Origin of the sequence: Peribacillus simplex (genome assembly GCF_900156045.1) — a bacterium.
GTDB classification, from domain to species: Bacteria; Bacillota; Bacilli; order Bacillales; family DSM-1321; genus Peribacillus; species Peribacillus simplex_D.
The window spans coordinates 699,937-718,110 of sequence record NZ_FTMX01000001.1 but is presented as its reverse complement, the minus strand read 5'-3'; the positions used below and the strand labels follow the sequence as shown (position 1 = coordinate 718,110).

Below are 18,174 nucleotides of genomic sequence, written 5' to 3'. Positions count from 1 at the left end.
TTTAAATATTTATTAAATCCGATTAGCCTTCCGCTGATTCATCCTCATCGGCTGTGCTTTCCGCTGATTCATCCTCGTCCGCTAAGCCTTCCGTTGATTCATCCTCGTCCGCTGATTCATCCTCGTCCGCTAAGCTTTCCGTTGTTTCACCCTCGTCCGCTGAGCTTTCCGCTGATTCACTTTCGGTTGATTCACTTTCGTACGATGAGCTTTCCGCTGATTCACTCTCGTTTGTTGGGCTTTCCGTTAAATCGCTTTCGTATGCTGAACTTTCCGTTGAATATTCCATTTATTCTTTAGCCTCCAATATTCATTTATTCTTTAGGGATATCCGTACTGCATATATATGCGCCTGCTTTCTAATAGGGACTTTCCTTATCACCCATTTTAAAGTAACACTCCATCCATTTTGAAAAATTCGACAAATCCATTTTGACTGGTCAAATTCATTAGATTCAAAAACTTTTCTCCTTGGAAAAAAATAACCTCGGAATCTTAATAACGAACCGCTAAAAGCCGGTACGGCCCACATATATTCCAGTTTCTGATATACCATTGTATGGCCCACCCAATTTTTCAACAAAGCCATTTCTATAAACTGAAGTGACACAACAGTCGTTGAATCCTTTCGAGTTCATGAAACACTCCCCATAAACACACATAAACATGGTGATGACAAAACCTACCGCCGTCACAATATTTTACTTTCAAGCAACATCGCAGCAGACTGAGGATTGTATATCCACAATTGCATCTCCAAACATTTAATAATGTAAGAGAACATAACAAATGGCTGTAAGATCATGATTATAAAAAGACTTGCAACCTCTAAATATCTGGAAGTAAACAAAAGAATAAACACTAGGTCAAATTACACACCCAACAACGAAAAAAGTGTAGATTTCCCAATCATTCACTATATTAAACTTTAAATGAATCTAACTTCCTACTCCCTCAGATTTGTTCTAGTTACTAGCAAATAGCACACCAAAATATGTAAAAGGTATTATAAAATAGTAAAATATACTATTCTTTTACTACGAAATTAAATATAATAGATGAAGTGGTCAGAAAAAGAGGAAGGAAGTAAAATATGAGACATGAAAAAAAGAAGAAAAAGAAACGGACATGGCTGAAGGTAGTCGGGATAATTGTCCTACTTTTCATATTAGCCGGGGGAGCTTTTGCCTACTCCGTATGGAATTCACTGACAAAAACCGTTGACACGATGCATACACCAATAGACCGTAACACGGATAAACGAACAAAAGACCTTGCACTATCAGATCAGGAGCCATTCTCGATGCTCATGCTTGGCGTCGATGAACGTGATGGCGACAAAGGCCGTTCAGATACAATGATCGTCTTGACAGTCAATCCACAAAAGAAATCGGTCAAAATGCTAAGCATTCCCCGTGATACACGGACCGAGATCGTCGGTCATGGTACACAGGATAAAATCAACCATGCATTTGCCTTCGGCGGCGCGAAAATGTCCATGGATACCGTTGAAAACTTCCTTGATATCCCAATCGACTATTATATGAAGATCAATATGGAAGGCTTCAAGGATATCGTTGACGCAGTCGGCGGCGTGACCGTTCAAAACGATTTGGACTTCACTTATGAAGGCGTCCATTTTGCAAAGGGAAGCATTAATCTAAATGGAGAAGATGCGCTTAAATATTCACGAATGAGGTATGAAGATCCGAATGGTGATTATGGCCGTCAATCCAGACAACGTGCCATCATCGAAGCTGTCATCAAAGAAGGCGCTAGCCTTTCCTCCCTGACGAAATACGATGATGTTTTCGATGCATTAAGTAAAAATATCCAGACTAATCTGACGTTTGATGACATGATGGACATCCAAAAGAACTACAGGGACGCAAGCAAAAGCATAACCCAAGCAACCATTCCAGGAAATGGAACGAAAATCGACGGAGTCTACTATAATATTGTGTCGGATGAAGAAAAAGAAAAGGTCCAATCCGAATTAAAAGAACAATTATCCATCAAATAAGAAAAAATGTAAGAGCTGTCCGGACCCGCATCCTGACAGCTTTTTCATTTTCTCCGTCCAATATTCTGACAAAAAACGAACACCAATTGTAGAGATTTGTTGGAATTTTTGTTGTTTATTAGGCATTAAAAGACGGTATAATCTAATATGAGCTGAATATTCCATCTCCCCTTGCCCCTTTCAACACTAGACACAATTATTCTTTGGACCCGGAATTCCACAACCAACATATATCTACTATCATAAATAAACCTAAACAAAAGGAGTGTATTTAAATGAAAATCAAAGCAGGCAGCTGGGCTATGCTAAGCACACAGGACAAAATGTTTATTCTGAAAGCCATCAGTGATCGTTCAAGAATGAAATATGTTTCATGAGAAGTAAATCCATTCGGCATTATATGAGAGCAACGCCTCTCCCTTTTCAATAAAATGAACTTGAGCCTGAAAAAGGAGAGGAATCTATTCAAACCGATAATCCCATAATATACGCCATTCGCCTTTTTCTTTGACGACATAGCAATTTTGTTCCAAAGTAAACATTCCAAAGCGAGAATTGAAGACCTGTGTAACTGGAATTTCATAGGCCGTTTTATGCAGCCTTCCACTCTTATCCAACTTCCAGTTCTTCACTTTCTTAGAACGTCCTACATCATACTGAAAGGACTCCACATCCATATGCTGTAAAAATACATGTGACCGATTTTGCACATAATCTGCCCGATCCGGAAACCGCTGCTTCATTTCAGAACTTAACAAATCCCAGGATTTCCCGAACTCCGCTTCACTTTCATACTCATAAAAATCTTCAACCACGCTTTCTGATCCGCTCGGAAAAAGAAAAATGATACACGCTCCTGCAATTAAAACCACGAGAATAGCCGTCAATACTCCTATTGGGATCTTACTGTGTCTGCTCACCCTCATCACCCTCACAGGTTATCTTCCATTTATATATTTATATAGGGAAAACCATAAAAAAGAAGCATGTTGTTAAACTTGCTCCTTCATTAAAAATTATTGGAACTGAGTTCTTCAGATTCGATGACGTCTTCTCCATCGATATAAGAAAAGAAAACAGAAGATTCCTAGCAAACCGCCAAACGTGTCAAGCATGATATCCTGCCACAAGGGAGTTCGGCCACCGGTTAATTTTTGATGCAGTTCGTCCGCACTCGCATAAAAAAGGACTAAGAGCCCCTGCACCATCCATGAGCTTATCATACCAATATGGGGTATTGAACTGCGCTAAAAAAGGGGTAATGCTTTGCTCCTCATACGTCTGCGAGGAAAAAAAGAAGATGACCATCGCCCATGAAATGAGCAAAATGGGGAATATGTATCTACGGATCATATTCTTTCAGGTTGTTCAATGATCCCGCTTAATTTCTCCTTAATCTCTTCCACAAGTTCATTTACAGTAACATCTTGTCCAAACTCACCTTTTGCAAAAGTGTCTTTTAAAATATCAAAAAAATCCATTAGAAATTTCCACTCCAATATTTCATAAGTTGTCCCAATTCTTTTTTCAAAATAAGGAATATAGCTCATATCTTTGATAATCACATATATTGTTGGGGTTGGCAAGCATAAACTAGTTTAAAAACCAAAAATTTACCCAATTTTAACATTTCTGAAATATCCCTTAGGAATGAATACTAGTAAGTTTTAGGTAAATACGTGTGGATATAAGAAAACAAAAAAGGACTGATTCCTCAGCCCCTTCGATAATTCATATTATGCTTGTCCCATAAAATAAGTCATTAATGAAATCAATACTAAAGTAATAGTAATATAAGTCCCAATAAAAATTTTCTTACTTCTTTGTTTCTTTTCATAAACTTCCTCGAACGTAATGAATTTATTTTTTGTCATCAAATAATCTCCTTCTATTTTGATGGCAGCTATCTGACATCGCCTTTTGCGAGGTCCCTTTGCTTGATCTTTATATTGTAGTATCGGCACTACGCTAAAAATATTTAAGTATTATTAACTATTTTTCTATAGGCTATATTTCTTAAGTATGTAGAAGGTTAAGACTAACGCATTATGTACAACAACTAAATTCTATGATTATCATGCTGAATCCTGCCTAGGCACCAGTTTAATTAAGCGCTTACTTTATAAAATTCATGATTATATTTATCCAACCGCAAAATGCCAACCATAACGGTACACTAAATAAAGTTCCCCACATTAATCCCTTCAAAAAGGCAATAGGTACATCCATAATAAAAATCCCCCTCAATAAGGTTGCATTTTTATTATTATCGCCATGTTTATTTTTCTGGATACCTTTTACGTTAATGAAACCAAAAAAAGAAGACTGTATAACAGCCTCCTCTAACATAATTTTTTCCCCTGATTTGCGTTTTCCATTTCATTTTCCTTTTATGAACTTCCGCACATCTTCAATAGATAATCCTAGATTTTTAGCCTCTAACATTAGATAAACCCATTCTTCCCGTTCATTGTTAGCTTCCATGATAAATCCCACCCAACTTGTGGTAAAACAGCCGTCTTAGCAAGGCCTTAGACCTGTAATTTTGCGTCCCTACTTTTCAATAGGTTTGCCTTTCTCAAGAATATTTAACATAAATTATTCTCCAAGATTAATAAATCTCTTGAATTCCCTGTTTAAACCATGATGCCCTAAAAAATTTCCCCTTAATTAAAACTATATTAATGTTAATTATACTTAAAAACGTAATAATAGCTCTTAATACTATTCGTTTTTTTCTGTCATTTTTCAACATCATTCATCAAAAAGTGACATTATAATAGGAAAACACTGGTATAACACGCTTTCTTTACAACTTTTTTATTAAAAGTAGATTTATAATAGCATAAATAATCCCGAAATTACTATTCCAAAAAAATAATATTTTCATTCAAGTGGACTAAGAGATTCAGTTTTAATTTATTTACCCTAAGAAAAAAGCCAGCATTACAAACCATAATATGGCTGTAACCTGACTGTTCGTGACTTCAATAAATATTTAAACACTTGATTCCATTTGGATACCTAATAAATTGCTAAACTTCCCTCCTTTTTCACTCGCTAGTTGATTATATTCACCGACTTGAATAATTTAACCTTTCAATTATTATTACTAAATAGAACTTCTGAAAATAATCATCTCTTTTGTAGTTTTAGACTCTTAGCTCCTTTGACTAACCATTTCGACAAAAGGAGAGTTCACTGCATACTTCCTCATTCACCTTCTTAACACAAAAAAAGGCCTGATTTCTCAGCCCTATTTAACTCCCGTTATGATTTTCCAAGAAAAAAAGTCAATAAAGAAATTAAAATTAAAATAATAGTAATATAAGACCCAATAAAAATTTTCTTACTTCTTTTTTTCTTTTCATAAGCTTCCTCGAACGTAATAAATTTGTTTTTTGTCATCAAATATTCTCCTTATATTTTGATGGCAGCTATCTGACAGCGCTTTCTGCGAAGTCCCTTTGCTTGATCTTCATATTAAAGTATCTTCAAATCTGCAAAAATATTAACTGTATTATTCACTATTTTTATAATGGGCTAGATCTTATAAATTAATATCTGTTCTTTACTATATAGTTTACTATAAATCATACAAATTACCTAAATTCAAAATATTCCATTATACCCAAAAGTCTTTTATACCAAGATAATAATGCTAAGTAATTATCCCTACCTATTCCATAGAGCTGTTTTATGGCTGCAATTAATTTAATCCCTATCCATTTACTAATTAGTAAATAAAAAGGATAGAAATTCACCTTTTGCCAAAAATAACAAAAAGGATATCAACGGGAGGAAGAGAAAAATGGATTCAGAAATGCAGGAGAAATGTGGGGTATTTGGAGTATTTAATCACCCCAAAGCAGCCGAATTAACTTATTACGGACTTCATGCACTTCAACACCGTGGTCAGGAGAGTGCAGGAATTGTGGCTAGTGATGGGAAATCATTCAGGAATCACAGGGGAATGGGATTAGTTACCCATGTATTTTCACGGGACATCCTTGATGGACTAATTGGAAATATGGCCATTGGCCATGTACGATATTCAACCTCTGGTGAAAGTTTACTGCAAAACGCACAACCCCTCGTTTTTAAATATAGCGAGGGGGACCTGGCTGTTGCTCATAATGGCAACCTCGTAAATGCAAGGATAGAACGGGATGTGTTACAACAGCAGGGAAGCATATTTCAAACAACGACCGATACTGAAATTATTGCTCACTTAATAGCTCGTTCAAGTAAACAGCATTTCGCAGAAAGCGCACCTGATATGCTTAAACGTATCGACGGTTCATTTGCCTTGATTATAATGACTGAAAAACAAATGCTAATTGCCCTGGATCGTCATGGGTTACGTCCGCTTAGCCTTGGAAAAATTGGTGAATCAATCATCGCCTCCTCAGAAACATGCGCTTTAAATGCGGTTGATGCTAAGTTCTGGCGGGAAGTTGAACCAGGTGAATGGCTTCTTATAGACGAAAATGGAATTCAAACTGGAAGATTTGCGGAAAAAGGTAAGGTATCCCTTTGTTCCTTTGAATTTGTCTATTTTGCCCGTCCAGATAGCGTTATTCAAGGAAGAAGTGTCTTAACAATCCGGAAGGAATTAGGTCAAATTCTGTCAAAAGAACATCCGACACAAGCTGATGTTGTCGTTGCAGTTCCCGAATCAAGTGTCCCTGCCGCCATTGGTTTTTCCCAACAATCAGGAATTCCATATGAAATGGGGATTATTAAAAACCCTTATGCTGGTCGTTCTTTTATTGAGCCCACGCAAGAATTGCGCGACTTAGCTGTTCGACTGAAATTAAGCGCTGTGCAAGAAATTTTGGAAGGAAAAAGGGTGGTATTAGTCGATGATTCGATTGTTAGGGGAACGACAAGCAAGCGCATTGTCCAATTGATTAGACAAGCAGGTGCCAAGGAAGTCCATGTAAGAATTAGTTCACCTATGGTTAGAAACCCTTGTTTTTATGGAGTGGATATGCCAACTAAGGAAGAACTATTTGCCAACAAACACGAACACGAACGAGCTATGGGACAGGTTATCGGGGCAGATTCATTAGCCTTTTTAAGCACCGAAGGGTTATTAGAGGCTGTAGATGTGGATCTTGGAGAAACTAGCAGTCGCTGTGTAGCCTGTTTTAGTGGTGCATACCCAACTAATATTTGAAGTGATACCGCTTAAGTAGGATAAAAATGGCAGGCACCCACACAAAAACAACTGTCTTTGTGTGATGCCTGCCATTTTCCTACTATTAAACCATGGATTTTGTCACTGTTTTCTCTTACCACTTACAATTACTTACCTCTCTCTTTCTTTCTCTCTCCAAATGGATGGACTACACTTATCTATACAACTTTTTTAAGGTGTTCAAGTTTATGCTGAACCGGGATTTAAGAGTTTCGTGTTACTAGGCTTCTTCACCCTACTCCAAAACCAATACTAATCCACATTACGAATCGTCTATAACCGATGAGCAATTACAATATTGGTCAAGGTTCCTTTGTGTCTTTCGGGCACTTGTTGTTTCATCTAGAACAAGGATCGATGGTTTACGTAAAATTCCTCGGGCTAGTACATGATGGATCTTTAAAACCAAGCATACTAAAGAGCCTAAAACTTTTTTATTTTAGGCTCTCAATAAACAAACTAATGAGTTTTATTTAACACGCTAGATGCTTTGCTAAAGTGGTTCTCCTAACACTATGGAGGTACATTTAGGTTAATACTCATTATATCAAAACATATTACTTTAACCTTCTTCGATGTTGGTTAAAAACCTTGATGAAAATACTATTATCATCGGATTTAAAAAACTTAACTCCTACTAATTTTAAGGGTGTCCATATTTCTCTCATTTGGTATAAAGGCATTTTTAAAAAAATTCACCCTTTCTTAATTAACCCAGTCAATAGAGCAACCGCTCTCTAGATATGAGTCATTGCTTTAAATAGTTACTCTTTATTTAATTCATATAATAATACCCATTATTTGATTGATTAATCCGCATAAAGAAATTCATTTTTTTGTGTCTACCCAATGTTATTAAGAAAGGTCGGCAAATCGGATTTAATTAGAGAATCACATACTTGATTCTATTTGGATACCTAGTAAATTGCTAAACATCCCTCTTTTTTCACTCGCTAGTTGGTTATATTCACCGACTTGAATAATTTCTCCCTGATCCATTACCAATACTTGATCCGCATTACGAATTGTCGATAACCGATGAGCAATGACAATAATGGTCATCGTTCCTTTTAACCTTTCAATAGCGGCTTGAATCTTCGCTTCATTTTCCGTATCTAAAGCACTTGTTGCCTCATCTAAGACAAGGATAGATGGTTTACGTAAAATAGCACGAGCTAGTACAAGTCGTTGTCTTTCTCCTCCTGACAGTCGAATTCCTCTATCACCAATGAGTGTATCAAGACCTTGTGGAAGCTTACTGACAAAATCATCTGCAGCGGCGAACCCTAAAGACTCCCAAATAGATTCATCACTTGCATTCGGGTCAATAATCATCAAATTTTCCCGTATAGTTGCATTAAAGAGAAACGGATCCTGCGGTATATAACTAATCGATTTCCTTAGTGATAATAAGTGATCACTAGTAAGTGGGATACCATCTATACTGACCTCGCCCCGATCGGGTTGATTTAATCCCATTAAAATATCAATTAAAGTACTTTTTCCCGCCCCTGATCGGCCAACAATAGCCGTCATACGGTTAGAAGGTATTTGTACATTTATATTTTTAAGTGAATAGGTGTTTTCATTTGGATTATACCTAAAATAAACATTACGACAATCTAACCCATGTTTTATTTCAATAGGCTTACTATATTTATAATCCGAATCATATAACTCTCTTGCTTCCCTGCATTCATTTTGTAAATCTAACAATGCCTTAAAAGATGGAAGAGTAGATCCTATTTGCTCTAAATTAGATTGGATACTTGTAAACCTTGGCCATAACCTTGAAAAAATAACCATTATCAACATTAATTGTGCTGGCTGGGCCATGAACATTTTTATTGAAAAAAAGACAAAAATCGCAATTAAAAATGAAGAAACAATTTTGAAGATCATTTGAGAAGTTGTATTTAATGTAGTTAACTTAATTCTGTTTTTTTCCATTTTTTCAGTTAAGGAAAGAAACCAACTCAAATGAGAATCTTCTAATGAATTACTTTTGATATCCTTCATTCCATTAAGGTGATCCGTAATGCCAGCTAAGTATGTTTGTGTTTGTTGGAAGCTTTCTTTTCCTAAAGCCTGAGACCTTTTGATGAATTTCCTGGAGAAGAAGATTAGGATCAATCCAAAAACTATAATAAAACTAGTCATTGTAACAGATAGATAAAGTGCTATAACGATTTGAATGAAAGTAAAAATAAGAGAAGATAAGAACTGTAAGAATAAATTAATACCTGCACTCACTTTGAAGGTTTCATTTGTCATGATGTTGATGATATCAGTTTTCCTCTTTTTCAGGTAAAATCCCCAATTTACTTGCAGCAAACCTCCATAGGCCTCATCTCTTAAATGTCTAATAAAACCTTGTTGGATTTTCACACCTAAGATTGTTTGATTCCGCTTAAAAATACTTTGTCCTACCATTAATGACACGTAAACTCCCAGTATCAATAAAAGACTAATCGTTTCAGGAATTCCTATGAATAATTCATTAACCCAACTTAAAAAAGGAACTTCCTCTGTACTAATATCTAAAATACCGGTCAATCCAATCAACGGGATTAATAAGAAAATTCCTACACCCTCTAATAAACCTATTAAAATCATACAAATAAGATTGATATATAGAATTTTCCCCGAATAATCATGTATCCGCTTGGTAAAATGCAAGAGATGCTTCAAAATCATATCCTCCTATCACAGAGCTTGTTTCTTTTTTATCCCGAATGTCTACATAGCATTTTACAATTTTGCTGAGTTACGACATTTGAAGGAAGGGTATTGGGGCACATTGTAGGTTTATAAGAACTTCGACCTAATGGATATAATAGAATACGAATGGGGTTGGTGATTCGTAGAAATAGGAATTTGTTTCTTTATATACACTCTATTATAAACAACCGTTTCCGGAGGAGATCGTGTTAAACATTCCCCCTATAATAATAGGTATCGAGAACGTTAACTAGATTCTTGTACCTTTTCATTGCTGTTCTCTTTAGCGAATTTAGAAACGACCGTGAACCTATCCATCACTTCAGCACCTGTAATATAAAAAGGACCGCTGCGTAGCCAAGCATGTGCAATGAGTTCTCCATTCTCACCTTTAGCTGTCCCTAAATAAAGAGTACTATCAATATTTCTTTTCTCCAGCATTTTCATTCCAGCCATTGCTTTTACAAGGCATTGGCTTTCCCAAAAAGTATAGCGACTCATAATATGAATAGCTCGCGATATACTGGCTAATACCTCTTTATTCGATGAATTGAAGGTATATGAGGTCTCTTTCATTTGTTCACCAAGTGAAGGAGCAACTTTTGAAAATGAGATGCTCTTAAGATAACGGGCTCTACCTAAATGTAAAAAGGCTTCAATAAGCAGCAGCTTTGTTTTATAATTCAATCGAAGAAAATTACGAGCTTTCTTTGTGATATTCATTGTTTCCTCCTAGAGCTAGACATTCATGATACTAGGAATTGATTCTATCTTCTATTTTAACTAGGCCTTGCTCTAACAATTGATTTATAAATTCCGTAACTTGCTCCTCACACTCTGTTTGTGCTACATCATATTGAGACTGTAATGTTGTAATTAACTCATGAATCGTAATGGGCTCCTTCATTAGATCCCATATCTCTCCACCCAATTTACCTAAATTATAATACTTTCCTTTTTGAACACTTAACATCACTTTTTCTCCATCCATGTCACTAACAATGTTTCCTGGACTTTGTAGAATTGCTTTTTCTAACGTAATTTGTTGTGTTTTCAAAATAAAGAATCCTCCTCGTTTATATTTTCTAATATTTGAGATACAAGATTATTGACTGTAAATCCTGTGTTAGGCCGATGCAATTTATACATATGGATTTTATTTAAAATATTTACCGATTCCATAAAATGCCACTCCATTAAGCCTAATCGTGGGACTAGAAAATTACGATATGTATGACAGAATAAAGTTCGGAAACGTTCTAGTTGATTTATTTTTTGTAGTGTAACTTCTCCATGCTCTGTTTTTACTAATTCGAATACAGAGCTTAATGGTAAAGGTTCATTTGAAAAACTAGACGCAACTGGTACAGAAAATTTTGTTTCCCTTTCAAATAAAGGCTGGTAATCTTTCTTTTCTATTCCAAAAGCTTGTAAACTTTCTTGCCATAGTTTTTGTTGTGGATATGAGGGAGTTATAAAAGGTTTATTGTCTTTTGATAGAGAAACAGGGATAACATCATCACTTAAAAGTTGAAATCCTTCATTTAAAAAGGCAGCAGCAAGTGTTGATTTCCCCGCCCCTGAATCACCAATAAAAGCATATGCCTTCCCATTTATATCTATTGCACTTCCATGCAAAGGTAATACTTTTTTCTGAAGTAAGATAATCCCCATACATGTTCCAAGAATATATAGTCGAATATGATCCTTATCGGAATTTGATATAGGTGAAATGGTAATTTTCTTTCCTTCTTGAATCTTGAATATGGCAATGCCTGGAACTTGAAACATAACCATATGATCCTCAACAACATATTTTTGTTTTGGCAAAAGAACTTGCTTCTCCCAAAGCTCTGATAAATCCCCGTATTCAATTTCCACATCGGTCATGTCCTTGGAAATTCCGAGTCTGGGTACTTCAGGAAGGGGTATTTCACTAAAAAGGTTCAATCCGAAAGCTCTATAACCTAAATTTTGTACAATCTCTACCATCTCTTTCACTCCAAATACTAGAAAAATTAATCAAAGCCCTTATACCTTAAAAATTGTATAAGAGCAGTTATTACTTGGGGAAAACAATCAAATCTTTAATTAACTATGGTGAACCGTTTCATCTGGATCATTCTGCGTAGCATCAGGGATGGTTATACCAGGACCTGCCATAGTCATGTTAATGTTAAGTACTTCTAATTTTGGAGTTTGCCATTCTTTTTTCATTTTTGTCACCTCCCTTCAATGAGGTTATTTAATAGGCTCTGTTAAACTATATGGTTGATTCTTCTTTTTTCAACCATCATCATAAACATAGCCTTTTAAGAAAACGATAAACAATTAAACCTCTCATTAAAATTCTAAATTCAGAATCAAAGGCTACATTAGGCTGGGGTTCTGTGCGAAACTTGTTAAGTGCCTTCTTAATTGCTCCCATATTCAAAAAATTAGCTATTAACGGATCCTGACTAAGCTGTTCCACTTCACCAATAAATGCATTCCAGTTTGGGAGCATTCTAGCAATGGTATCTGCACCCTGAACTCCCCTAGTTTTCTGGTTTAATCTAATGTCATCAGGCAAATACCCTTTTGTGGATCGTCTAATGAGTGATCGATCTAAACCATTCTGCACAAATTGTTCCAAAGGAAGGGATAAACAAAATTGAATAACTCGTAAATCATTCGTAGGGTCATGTCCCTGTAATGAATACAGCAAGGATAATTTAGTTCCACTTGTTCCCGTTGGATTCCACACATTCAGATAACCAAAATGATTTTTCCTAATCTCATTAATATTTGTAGGATTAACGCCCATTATATTGATTCCTTGTTCCTCTAGTTTAGAAAAAACTTTAGTTCTCCGAGCAAAATCATCATTAATTAATAATGGCGAATCATCTTGATTATTTGCTTTGATATTAGAATGAAAAGGATAAGCCTTTTTTCCAATCACTTTCATTACTCTCGATCTTTTTACTCCCATATTTTTGCTATAAGAATTTACTTCATGATAAAGGCGGATCCATCTCATTTTTCTTAATAATAAGGCATAGTAATCAAAAGTCGGTCCCCAAGAAATTGTAAAATTCCCCCTTGCACCGTTTAACAATACTCCTATTCCAAGCTTGTTAGCCTCTTCATATATACCCTTCACCCAGACGGAATTTTCAAAAAACTTATAGGGCATTTCCATTATTTCTAGCCAATCATCTAGTACTGATAATGAGCTTTGGCCTTCAAACTTTAAATACTTAGCATTGATATTTCCAACATGATTAACTGTATATTTAATAAGTGGTCTCTCATCTGCTAATCGTTGTTTTGGGGTCCAATCATCAAATTCATCAATAGGGATAGAGCTAAAGGTATATAATTTTTTGTTTTGGTTTCGGAGGGTATTTGCAGCAAAGCTGACAACCGATCCTGAATCCAATCCACCGCTTAAATTGGCTCCCACTTTACGGTGTGTACGTAATCTCGAAGTAGCTGCTCTTTGAAAAACATCTCTAAAAGCCTCTTCGTATTCGTTATTTGATTTCAAGTGCAATTTCTCACTATCTACTATGGAACAATATCTCGAAAGTATTACTTTATTTTCCACTATTGATATTGTATGGGAGGGAGGTATTTGATCTATATTTTTATAGACTGTTGAAAAAGCATCTACAGTATCATTCATCCCTGGAATTGCTAAAAACTCCGCTAACCACTGCTCATTCAGTTTTTTTTCGATATATGGTAATGTAAGAAGAGGTTCAATAGTTGTACAAAAAGCAAATTTCTCATGATTTTTGTGATAATAAAGCGTTCTACTCCCTGCGAAATCTCTTGCCCCAAATAACTTTCTTTTCTTCTGATCCCAAATCATAAATGCAAAGTCACCGATTAAATGCTTAGGAGTTTCTTCTCCCCATTTTTGATAACTTAATAGAATAAGTTGACTATCAGTTAGAATACTTCTATCAATTTTACTAGTATGTAGTTTGTCGAATAATTCTTCACGATTATCAATAATAGCGTCAGCTGTGATTGTACACTGCCTTTCAGAATCGTGGTACGGAAGCTGTTCACCTACAGATTCAGGAGTAATCCATTGAGCGTGGCAACCGAGAAAGACCTTTTCTGAATGCCATATTTGGATAGAATCAGCAGGGTATTTCTGTAAAGCCGTCATTAAATTACGACCATACTGGAGATTTACAGGCTCTTCATTCAAATGATAAATACCGGCTATAGCACTCATGTTTTCCCCCTGCTTGTTATGTTAATATATCGATACCTTTAACTCATTTAGGTTATGAACATCAAGTATACTTATTTTAACTTCCTTCTACGTTGGTTCATTATTTTGATGAAAATACTTCTATCATCTGATTTAAAGAATTTAACCCCGACTAATTTTAAAGGTGTCCATATTTCTTTCATTAGAAATAGAGGCATTTATATTCATCCTTTCCTCAACATATGAATATACATTCTCACTCGTACTTCACTAAGAATATTTCGTTCTTTATAACGAATCCACTAAGTTAAAAATATCATTTATTTTTCTCTGTGTCAATTTAAAATACATCCTTCACAATGATTGTGACTTAGAGAACAGGCTGCATAAATTAGCTATTTTAGCCACACGCATTACACCTTCTTTAGCATACAGAAAGGCCAGTCAGTGGGAAAGAAGCTATCAAAATGGTGAAGAAGGAAATTCTCGAAATCTAACATTTGAAACATTATATTCAACAATGATTAAACACTTTTGTGAATAAATAAACTCATTATCTTATGCTAATTATATTTTTGTTTTAGGGGGTAAAAACGTAAAGAAAATAATTTATACTATATAAATATACATTAAATGGAAGAATAAAAGTTTTTTATTCTACAGATTGCAAATCATTACAAAATATCACAACTATTGTATAAAATTATTTGGAGATGACGTTGAAGAGGCCTAAGAAACGCACTATCTTTTGCTCTAATAGCTCTTTTCAAAAGATATATTGCCTAATGATGAAGTAAAATTAAGAGTAGAAAGGAAGGAGTTTTCCGTTCAAAATTACCTGATTGACCGATATGAATGAAAATTTTTATTCCGGGAAAATAGGAAAAAGAAAAACCTGTTTTTACAGTAAGCAAAATAAATTTTCAATTATTTAATCATAAAAAACAATCAAGATTTTTTAACTCCCAACACATTCATGAAAAATAAGGATTTGCTTACCATTTATAAATGATTAAGAAATACCAAAACGCTGGATTACTTTATTGATGGGATAGAAATCCATTCGAATTTAAGGAGGAGGCAGAGATGGGTGGTTATAACTACTGAATTTCTAAGGTGTAAAATGTACAAAGCTAATGAACAAACAGTGTTCAAAATCGCCAGAAAGTATATTTTTTTCTTCAGTTTAGATTTGATTATCGTATATAAAGTTAAGGAATAGGGTGTTTTCCCCTACCCCACATATTAATTGTCACGCCCAAAGAATATATAAATGATGGAAATAAAAATAGATATAGAAAAGCTATGCAGCAGAAAGAAAACACAAAATACTAAACTATTAAATTAACACTTTTTTGTTTTAGATATTTTTTCTATTTAAGAACTTTGTACCTTGTCTTTCTCCAGAACCACAAAAAAGGACGTAATGGAAAATATAAAAAATGAAGGAATTTAGGCAACTTCAAAGTATTTACATCCATAGAACTTGGGAAAAATAATTTAATAATAAATATAAACTTATGCACATTCGACTTCTGTGAAAATAAATAACGATTAAGGGAGAAATATTTCTTCACATTTGTCAATAACGTATGATGCTTTTGATAATTAGCCATATTATCTTTATGCTGGAGTTCATTTAAATTACCCATTTCTATTATGAAAAAGTACGCCATTTGTGCTTGCTTTCTTGAACGTTTCTCAGTTGATAATAGATGCATCTCTTGATTGATTGGAGTGTTTAATAGCTGAGAAGCTAATATAATTGCTTGCCCTCCTGAATGATTGTTTTGCTGATTGTTTTGCTGATTTTTTTGTAATATATTATTGTTAGTAATTCTTTTTCTTAGAATTTGATCAATATCTACCAACCAACGTAGACGAAACCAAGCATGTCTAGCACCATGTTCAACTAGGAATAAAAACAAATCATCTACTCCAAGATAATAGACAGGATAGCTTGTGATTTCACTAATCCTTTTACGTTCCCATAATTCATTAAAATTCGGCACCTTTGTAGGATAAGGGTGGATTCTCCAATGAAGTTCAATCTCGATCCTCTTTTGAGGGTGAAAATAGGTTACGTGATGATTCATCCATTTCCACTTGGCACATGGGATTTCCTCTCTTTCATAACCCAAAATCAATAAAAACTCGTCTGCTCTTTTTAAATCGGTAATTTGAATTAGAATATCTAAATCCTTTGAAGTTCTCAAGGAAATATCTCCATATAAGTCCGCTGCAATTACAGGACCTTTCAAAAAAAGAAGTCGAATCTGATTTTCTGTAAACACTTTACTTACTTGTTCCATTTCCCCGCTTAAGTGTAGCATTTGAAACGTATTTTTTTTATAATCATTGTACAAGGTTTGAATAACATGTGAAGGAACAATTTTTTCATCAATTTTAATTAACTTTGAATAAATTAATGGATAAACCCGATGATGTCTTGTTAAACTCAGAAATTTCTCCCAATCAATATCTTTAGGTAATTCAATACTTAATTTCTTTATGCTATTTTCATCTTCTATCTTCAGGATCTCAAGTAACAAACATAATTCCTTAGATAATAAATCAAAATCAAGATTGAAATTGTTATCCATTGACTCCTCCTTAGGCATTTTACTAATTTTGATAATTCCCCTCATTAGAACTCTTCCTGATATTAGTACCACTACTTCAAGATAAACTTTTGGCTAAAAATTCCCATTCAAAAAAGACTGTAATCATAACGAGATACTAATAGTATCAGTTATTTCAAAACAGCCATATGATTTTCATCTTGTTAATTGCTTATAATAAAGATATTAAAAAGATTTTATTTTTCAATAAAATAATTGATTAATATTATTTTTTAGAAAGTGTAACTAAAATAGTGTTAATTACTCTTTCCTGTTCTTCAATCGTCATATTTGAACCTGATGGCAAGCAGATACCGTTTGCAAAGAGGTGATCTGAGATACTTACCTTTTCATCATGGGAATAGTATTTGCACCCTTCAAAAATTGGCTGGAGATGAAGTGGTTTCCATACAGGCCTTGCTTCAATATTTACATCCGCTAGTGAATTAATTATATCCACTGGAGAAAATCCGAGTTTTTCGTTATTTACTGTTAAAGTAGTTAACCAACGATTAGAAAACGTATCCTCTAGTTCAGGCATAAATTGTAAGCCTTCAATTTGTTCTAGAGCTTGTTCATATCGTTGAAAAACTAACCGTCTAGCATTTATACGGTTGTCCAATACCTCTAGCTGCGCACGTCCTACACCTGCAAGAATATTACTCATACGATAATTAAAACCTATCTGACTATGCTGGTAATACATAGCAGAATCACGTGCTTGCGTGGCTAAAAATCTAGCTTTCCGTAACGATTCTTCATCATCTGACACGAGCATCCCACCGCCAGATGTAGTAATAATTTTGTTTCCATTAAATGAATAAATCCCAAACTTACCGAAAGTTCCGCTTTTCTTTCCTTTATATGTTGAACCAATCGATTCAGCTGCATCTTCAATAATAGGCACTCTATATTGATTACAAAGTGATACAATTTCATCCATCTTAGCACTCTGGCCATATAAATTCACCACAATAACTGCTTTTGGAAGATTGCCTTGTTGCTTTGCCTCAACAAGGGCCCTTTCTAATGATTTTGGGGACATATTCCAAGTGTCTGGCTCTGAATCAATAAAGACTGGCTCTGCCTTCTGATAAACAATCGGGTTAGCGCTAGCAATAAATGTAAGGGAGGAACAGAACACTTTATCGTTCTGTTTTACATCTAACAATTGTAACGCTAAATGGATTGCTGCTGTACCGGAGCTGAGTGCCGCTGCGCCCTTTGTGCCCGCATACTCAGCCAATTCTTTTTCAAAGGCGTCAACATTTGGACCAAGCGGCGCAATCCAGTTAGATTCAAACGCTTCATTAATATATTTTTGTTCGTTCCCACTCATATGTGGTGATGACAAAAATATTCTTTTCTGCTGTATAGTTGATTGTGTCATAAT

17 protein-coding genes and 1 riboswitch are annotated in these 18,174 nt (G+C 34.9%); of the genes, 2 read left to right on the top strand and 15 right to left on the bottom strand.

Annotation, left to right across the window (positions count from 1 at the left end; translation table 11 throughout):
* Positions 1-22: 22 nt before the first annotated feature.
* Entirely contained in the window at positions 23-289 is a 267-nt protein-coding gene (locus BW986_RS03375; RefSeq protein ID WP_076365109.1) for a hypothetical protein, read from the bottom strand.
* A gap of 804 nt (positions 290-1,093) precedes the next feature.
* Between BW986_RS03375 and tagU the strand changes: the two genes are divergently transcribed.
* Positions 1,094-2,023: a polyisoprenyl-teichoic acid--peptidoglycan teichoic acid transferase TagU gene (tagU, locus tag BW986_RS03365; RefSeq protein WP_076365105.1), complete on the top strand. Its 930-nt coding sequence runs from the start codon at positions 1,094-1,096 to the stop codon at positions 2,021-2,023.
* Between the two features lie 461 nt (positions 2,024-2,484).
* Here the strand turns inward: tagU and BW986_RS03355 are convergent, their stop codons facing one another.
* From BW986_RS03355 to BW986_RS03335, 6 genes are all read right to left on the bottom strand, one after another.
* Positions 2,485-2,943 carry a hypothetical protein gene (locus BW986_RS03355; RefSeq protein ID WP_081395486.1) on the bottom strand — a complete coding sequence of 153 codons (459 nt, stop codon included), beginning with the start codon at positions 2,941-2,943 and terminating at the stop codon, positions 2,485-2,487.
* Positions 2,944-3,057: 114 nt separating this feature from the next.
* Entirely contained in the window at positions 3,058-3,231 is a 174-nt protein-coding gene (locus BW986_RS03350) for a VanZ family protein (protein ID WP_397221442.1), read from the bottom strand.
* 141 nt (positions 3,232-3,372) lie between these two features.
* Positions 3,373-3,504 carry a YwzD family small protein gene (locus BW986_RS30595; protein WP_260320715.1) on the bottom strand — a complete coding sequence of 44 codons (132 nt, stop codon included), beginning with the start codon at positions 3,502-3,504 and terminating at the stop codon, positions 3,373-3,375.
* Positions 3,505-3,759: 255 nt separating this feature from the next.
* Positions 3,760-3,897: a hypothetical protein gene (locus BW986_RS29990; RefSeq protein WP_170974034.1), complete on the bottom strand. Its 138-nt coding sequence runs from the start codon at positions 3,895-3,897 to the stop codon at positions 3,760-3,762.
* A gap of 241 nt (positions 3,898-4,138) precedes the next feature.
* Positions 4,139-4,372, bottom strand: coding sequence for a hypothetical protein (locus BW986_RS03340; protein ID WP_076365099.1), 234 nt, complete (start codon positions 4,370-4,372; stop codon positions 4,139-4,141).
* 30 nt (positions 4,373-4,402) lie between these two features.
* The gene (locus BW986_RS03335) at positions 4,403-4,507 is read right to left on the bottom strand and encodes an anti-repressor SinI family protein (RefSeq protein WP_076365097.1); all 105 of its coding nucleotides are present in this window, start codon (positions 4,505-4,507) and stop codon (positions 4,403-4,405) included.
* An 18-nt stretch (positions 4,508-4,525) separates the two neighbouring features.
* A riboswitch (cyclic di-GMP riboswitch) is annotated at positions 4,526-4,607 on the bottom strand.
* Positions 4,608-5,834: 1,227 nt separating this feature from the next.
* On the opposite strand from BW986_RS03335, the gene purF reads away from it, so the two are divergent.
* Entirely contained in the window at positions 5,835-7,205 is a 1,371-nt protein-coding gene (purF, locus tag BW986_RS03330; RefSeq protein ID WP_076365095.1) for an amidophosphoribosyltransferase, read from the top strand.
* 912 nt (positions 7,206-8,117) lie between these two features.
* Here the strand turns inward: purF and BW986_RS03325 are convergent.
* The 8 genes from BW986_RS03325 to BW986_RS03295 form a co-directional block, all read right to left on the bottom strand.
* On the bottom strand, positions 8,118-9,917 hold the full coding sequence (locus BW986_RS03325) for an ABC transporter ATP-binding protein (protein ID WP_076365093.1): 1,800 nt from the start codon (positions 9,915-9,917) through the stop codon (positions 8,118-8,120).
* A 276-nt stretch (positions 9,918-10,193) separates the two neighbouring features.
* Positions 10,194-10,670 carry a lasso peptide biosynthesis B2 protein gene (locus BW986_RS03320; protein WP_076365091.1) on the bottom strand — a complete coding sequence of 159 codons (477 nt, stop codon included), beginning with the start codon at positions 10,668-10,670 and terminating at the stop codon, positions 10,194-10,196.
* Between the two features lie 31 nt (positions 10,671-10,701).
* Positions 10,702-11,007, bottom strand: coding sequence for a lasso peptide biosynthesis PqqD family chaperone (locus BW986_RS03315; protein ID WP_076365089.1), 306 nt, complete (start codon positions 11,005-11,007; stop codon positions 10,702-10,704).
* Positions 11,001-11,939 carry an aldolase gene (locus BW986_RS03310; protein WP_076365087.1) on the bottom strand — a complete coding sequence of 313 codons (939 nt, stop codon included), beginning with the start codon at positions 11,937-11,939 and terminating at the stop codon, positions 11,001-11,003. The genes BW986_RS03315 and BW986_RS03310 overlap by 7 nt, the downstream gene beginning before the upstream one ends.
* A 99-nt stretch (positions 11,940-12,038) precedes the next feature.
* Positions 12,039-12,164, bottom strand: a complete 126-nt coding sequence (locus tag BW986_RS29475; RefSeq protein WP_142244520.1) for a paeninodin family lasso peptide — start codon at positions 12,162-12,164, stop codon at positions 12,039-12,041.
* Positions 12,165-12,243: 79 nt separating this feature from the next.
* Positions 12,244-14,181: an asparagine synthase-related protein gene (locus BW986_RS03305; protein WP_076365085.1), complete on the bottom strand. Its 1,938-nt coding sequence runs from the start codon at positions 14,179-14,181 to the stop codon at positions 12,244-12,246.
* Between the two features lie 1,352 nt (positions 14,182-15,533).
* Positions 15,534-16,763 carry a nucleotidyltransferase domain-containing protein gene (locus BW986_RS03300; protein ID WP_076366277.1) on the bottom strand — a complete coding sequence of 410 codons (1,230 nt, stop codon included), beginning with the start codon at positions 16,761-16,763 and terminating at the stop codon, positions 15,534-15,536.
* 244 nt (positions 16,764-17,007) lie between these two features.
* Positions 17,008-18,171 (bottom strand): DegT/DnrJ/EryC1/StrS family aminotransferase, encoded by a 1,164-nt coding sequence (locus BW986_RS03295; RefSeq protein WP_076365083.1) that lies wholly within the window; start codon positions 18,169-18,171, stop codon positions 17,008-17,010.
* Positions 18,172-18,174 lie beyond the last annotated feature (3 nt).

What these genes read in the sequence shown, in the direction of transcription:
- BW986_RS29475 (WP_142244520.1), bottom strand. Translation starts at nt 12,164, where the DNA reads ATGAAAAAAGAATGGCAAACTCCAAAATTAGAAGTACTTAACATTAAC.
- BW986_RS03340 (WP_076365099.1), bottom strand. Translation starts at nt 4,372, where the DNA reads ATGTTAGAGGAGGCTGTTATACAGTCTTCTTTTTTTGGTTTCATTAAC.
- BW986_RS03295 (WP_076365083.1), bottom strand. Translation starts at nt 18,171, where the DNA reads ATGACACAATCAACTATACAGCAGAAAAGAATATTTTTGTCATCACCA.
- BW986_RS03320 (WP_076365091.1), bottom strand. Translation starts at nt 10,670, where the DNA reads ATGAATATCACAAAGAAAGCTCGTAATTTTCTTCGATTGAATTATAAA.
- BW986_RS03375 (WP_076365109.1), bottom strand. Translation starts at nt 289, where the DNA reads ATGGAATATTCAACGGAAAGTTCAGCATACGAAAGCGATTTAACGGAA.
- BW986_RS30595 (WP_260320715.1), bottom strand. Translation starts at nt 3,504, where the DNA reads ATGGATTTTTTTGATATTTTAAAAGACACTTTTGCAAAAGGTGAGTTT.
- BW986_RS29990 (WP_170974034.1), bottom strand. Translation starts at nt 3,897, where the DNA reads ATGACAAAAAATAAATTCATTACGTTCGAGGAAGTTTATGAAAAGAAA.
- BW986_RS03305 (WP_076365085.1), bottom strand. Translation starts at nt 14,181, where the DNA reads ATGAGTGCTATAGCCGGTATTTATCATTTGAATGAAGAGCCTGTAAAT.
- BW986_RS03310 (WP_076365087.1), bottom strand. Translation starts at nt 11,939, where the DNA reads ATGGTAGAGATTGTACAAAATTTAGGTTATAGAGCTTTCGGATTGAAC.
- BW986_RS03350 (WP_397221442.1), bottom strand. Translation starts at nt 3,231, where the DNA reads ATGGTGCAGGGGCTCTTAGTCCTTTTTTATGCGAGTGCGGACGAACTG.
- BW986_RS03300 (WP_076366277.1), bottom strand. Translation starts at nt 16,763, where the DNA reads ATGGATAACAATTTCAATCTTGATTTTGATTTATTATCTAAGGAATTA.
- purF (WP_076365095.1), top strand. Translation starts at nt 5,835, where the DNA reads ATGGATTCAGAAATGCAGGAGAAATGTGGGGTATTTGGAGTATTTAAT.
- BW986_RS03335 (WP_076365097.1), bottom strand. Translation starts at nt 4,507, where the DNA reads ATGGAAGCTAACAATGAACGGGAAGAATGGGTTTATCTAATGTTAGAG.
- tagU (WP_076365105.1), top strand. Translation starts at nt 1,094, where the DNA reads ATGAGACATGAAAAAAAGAAGAAAAAGAAACGGACATGGCTGAAGGTA.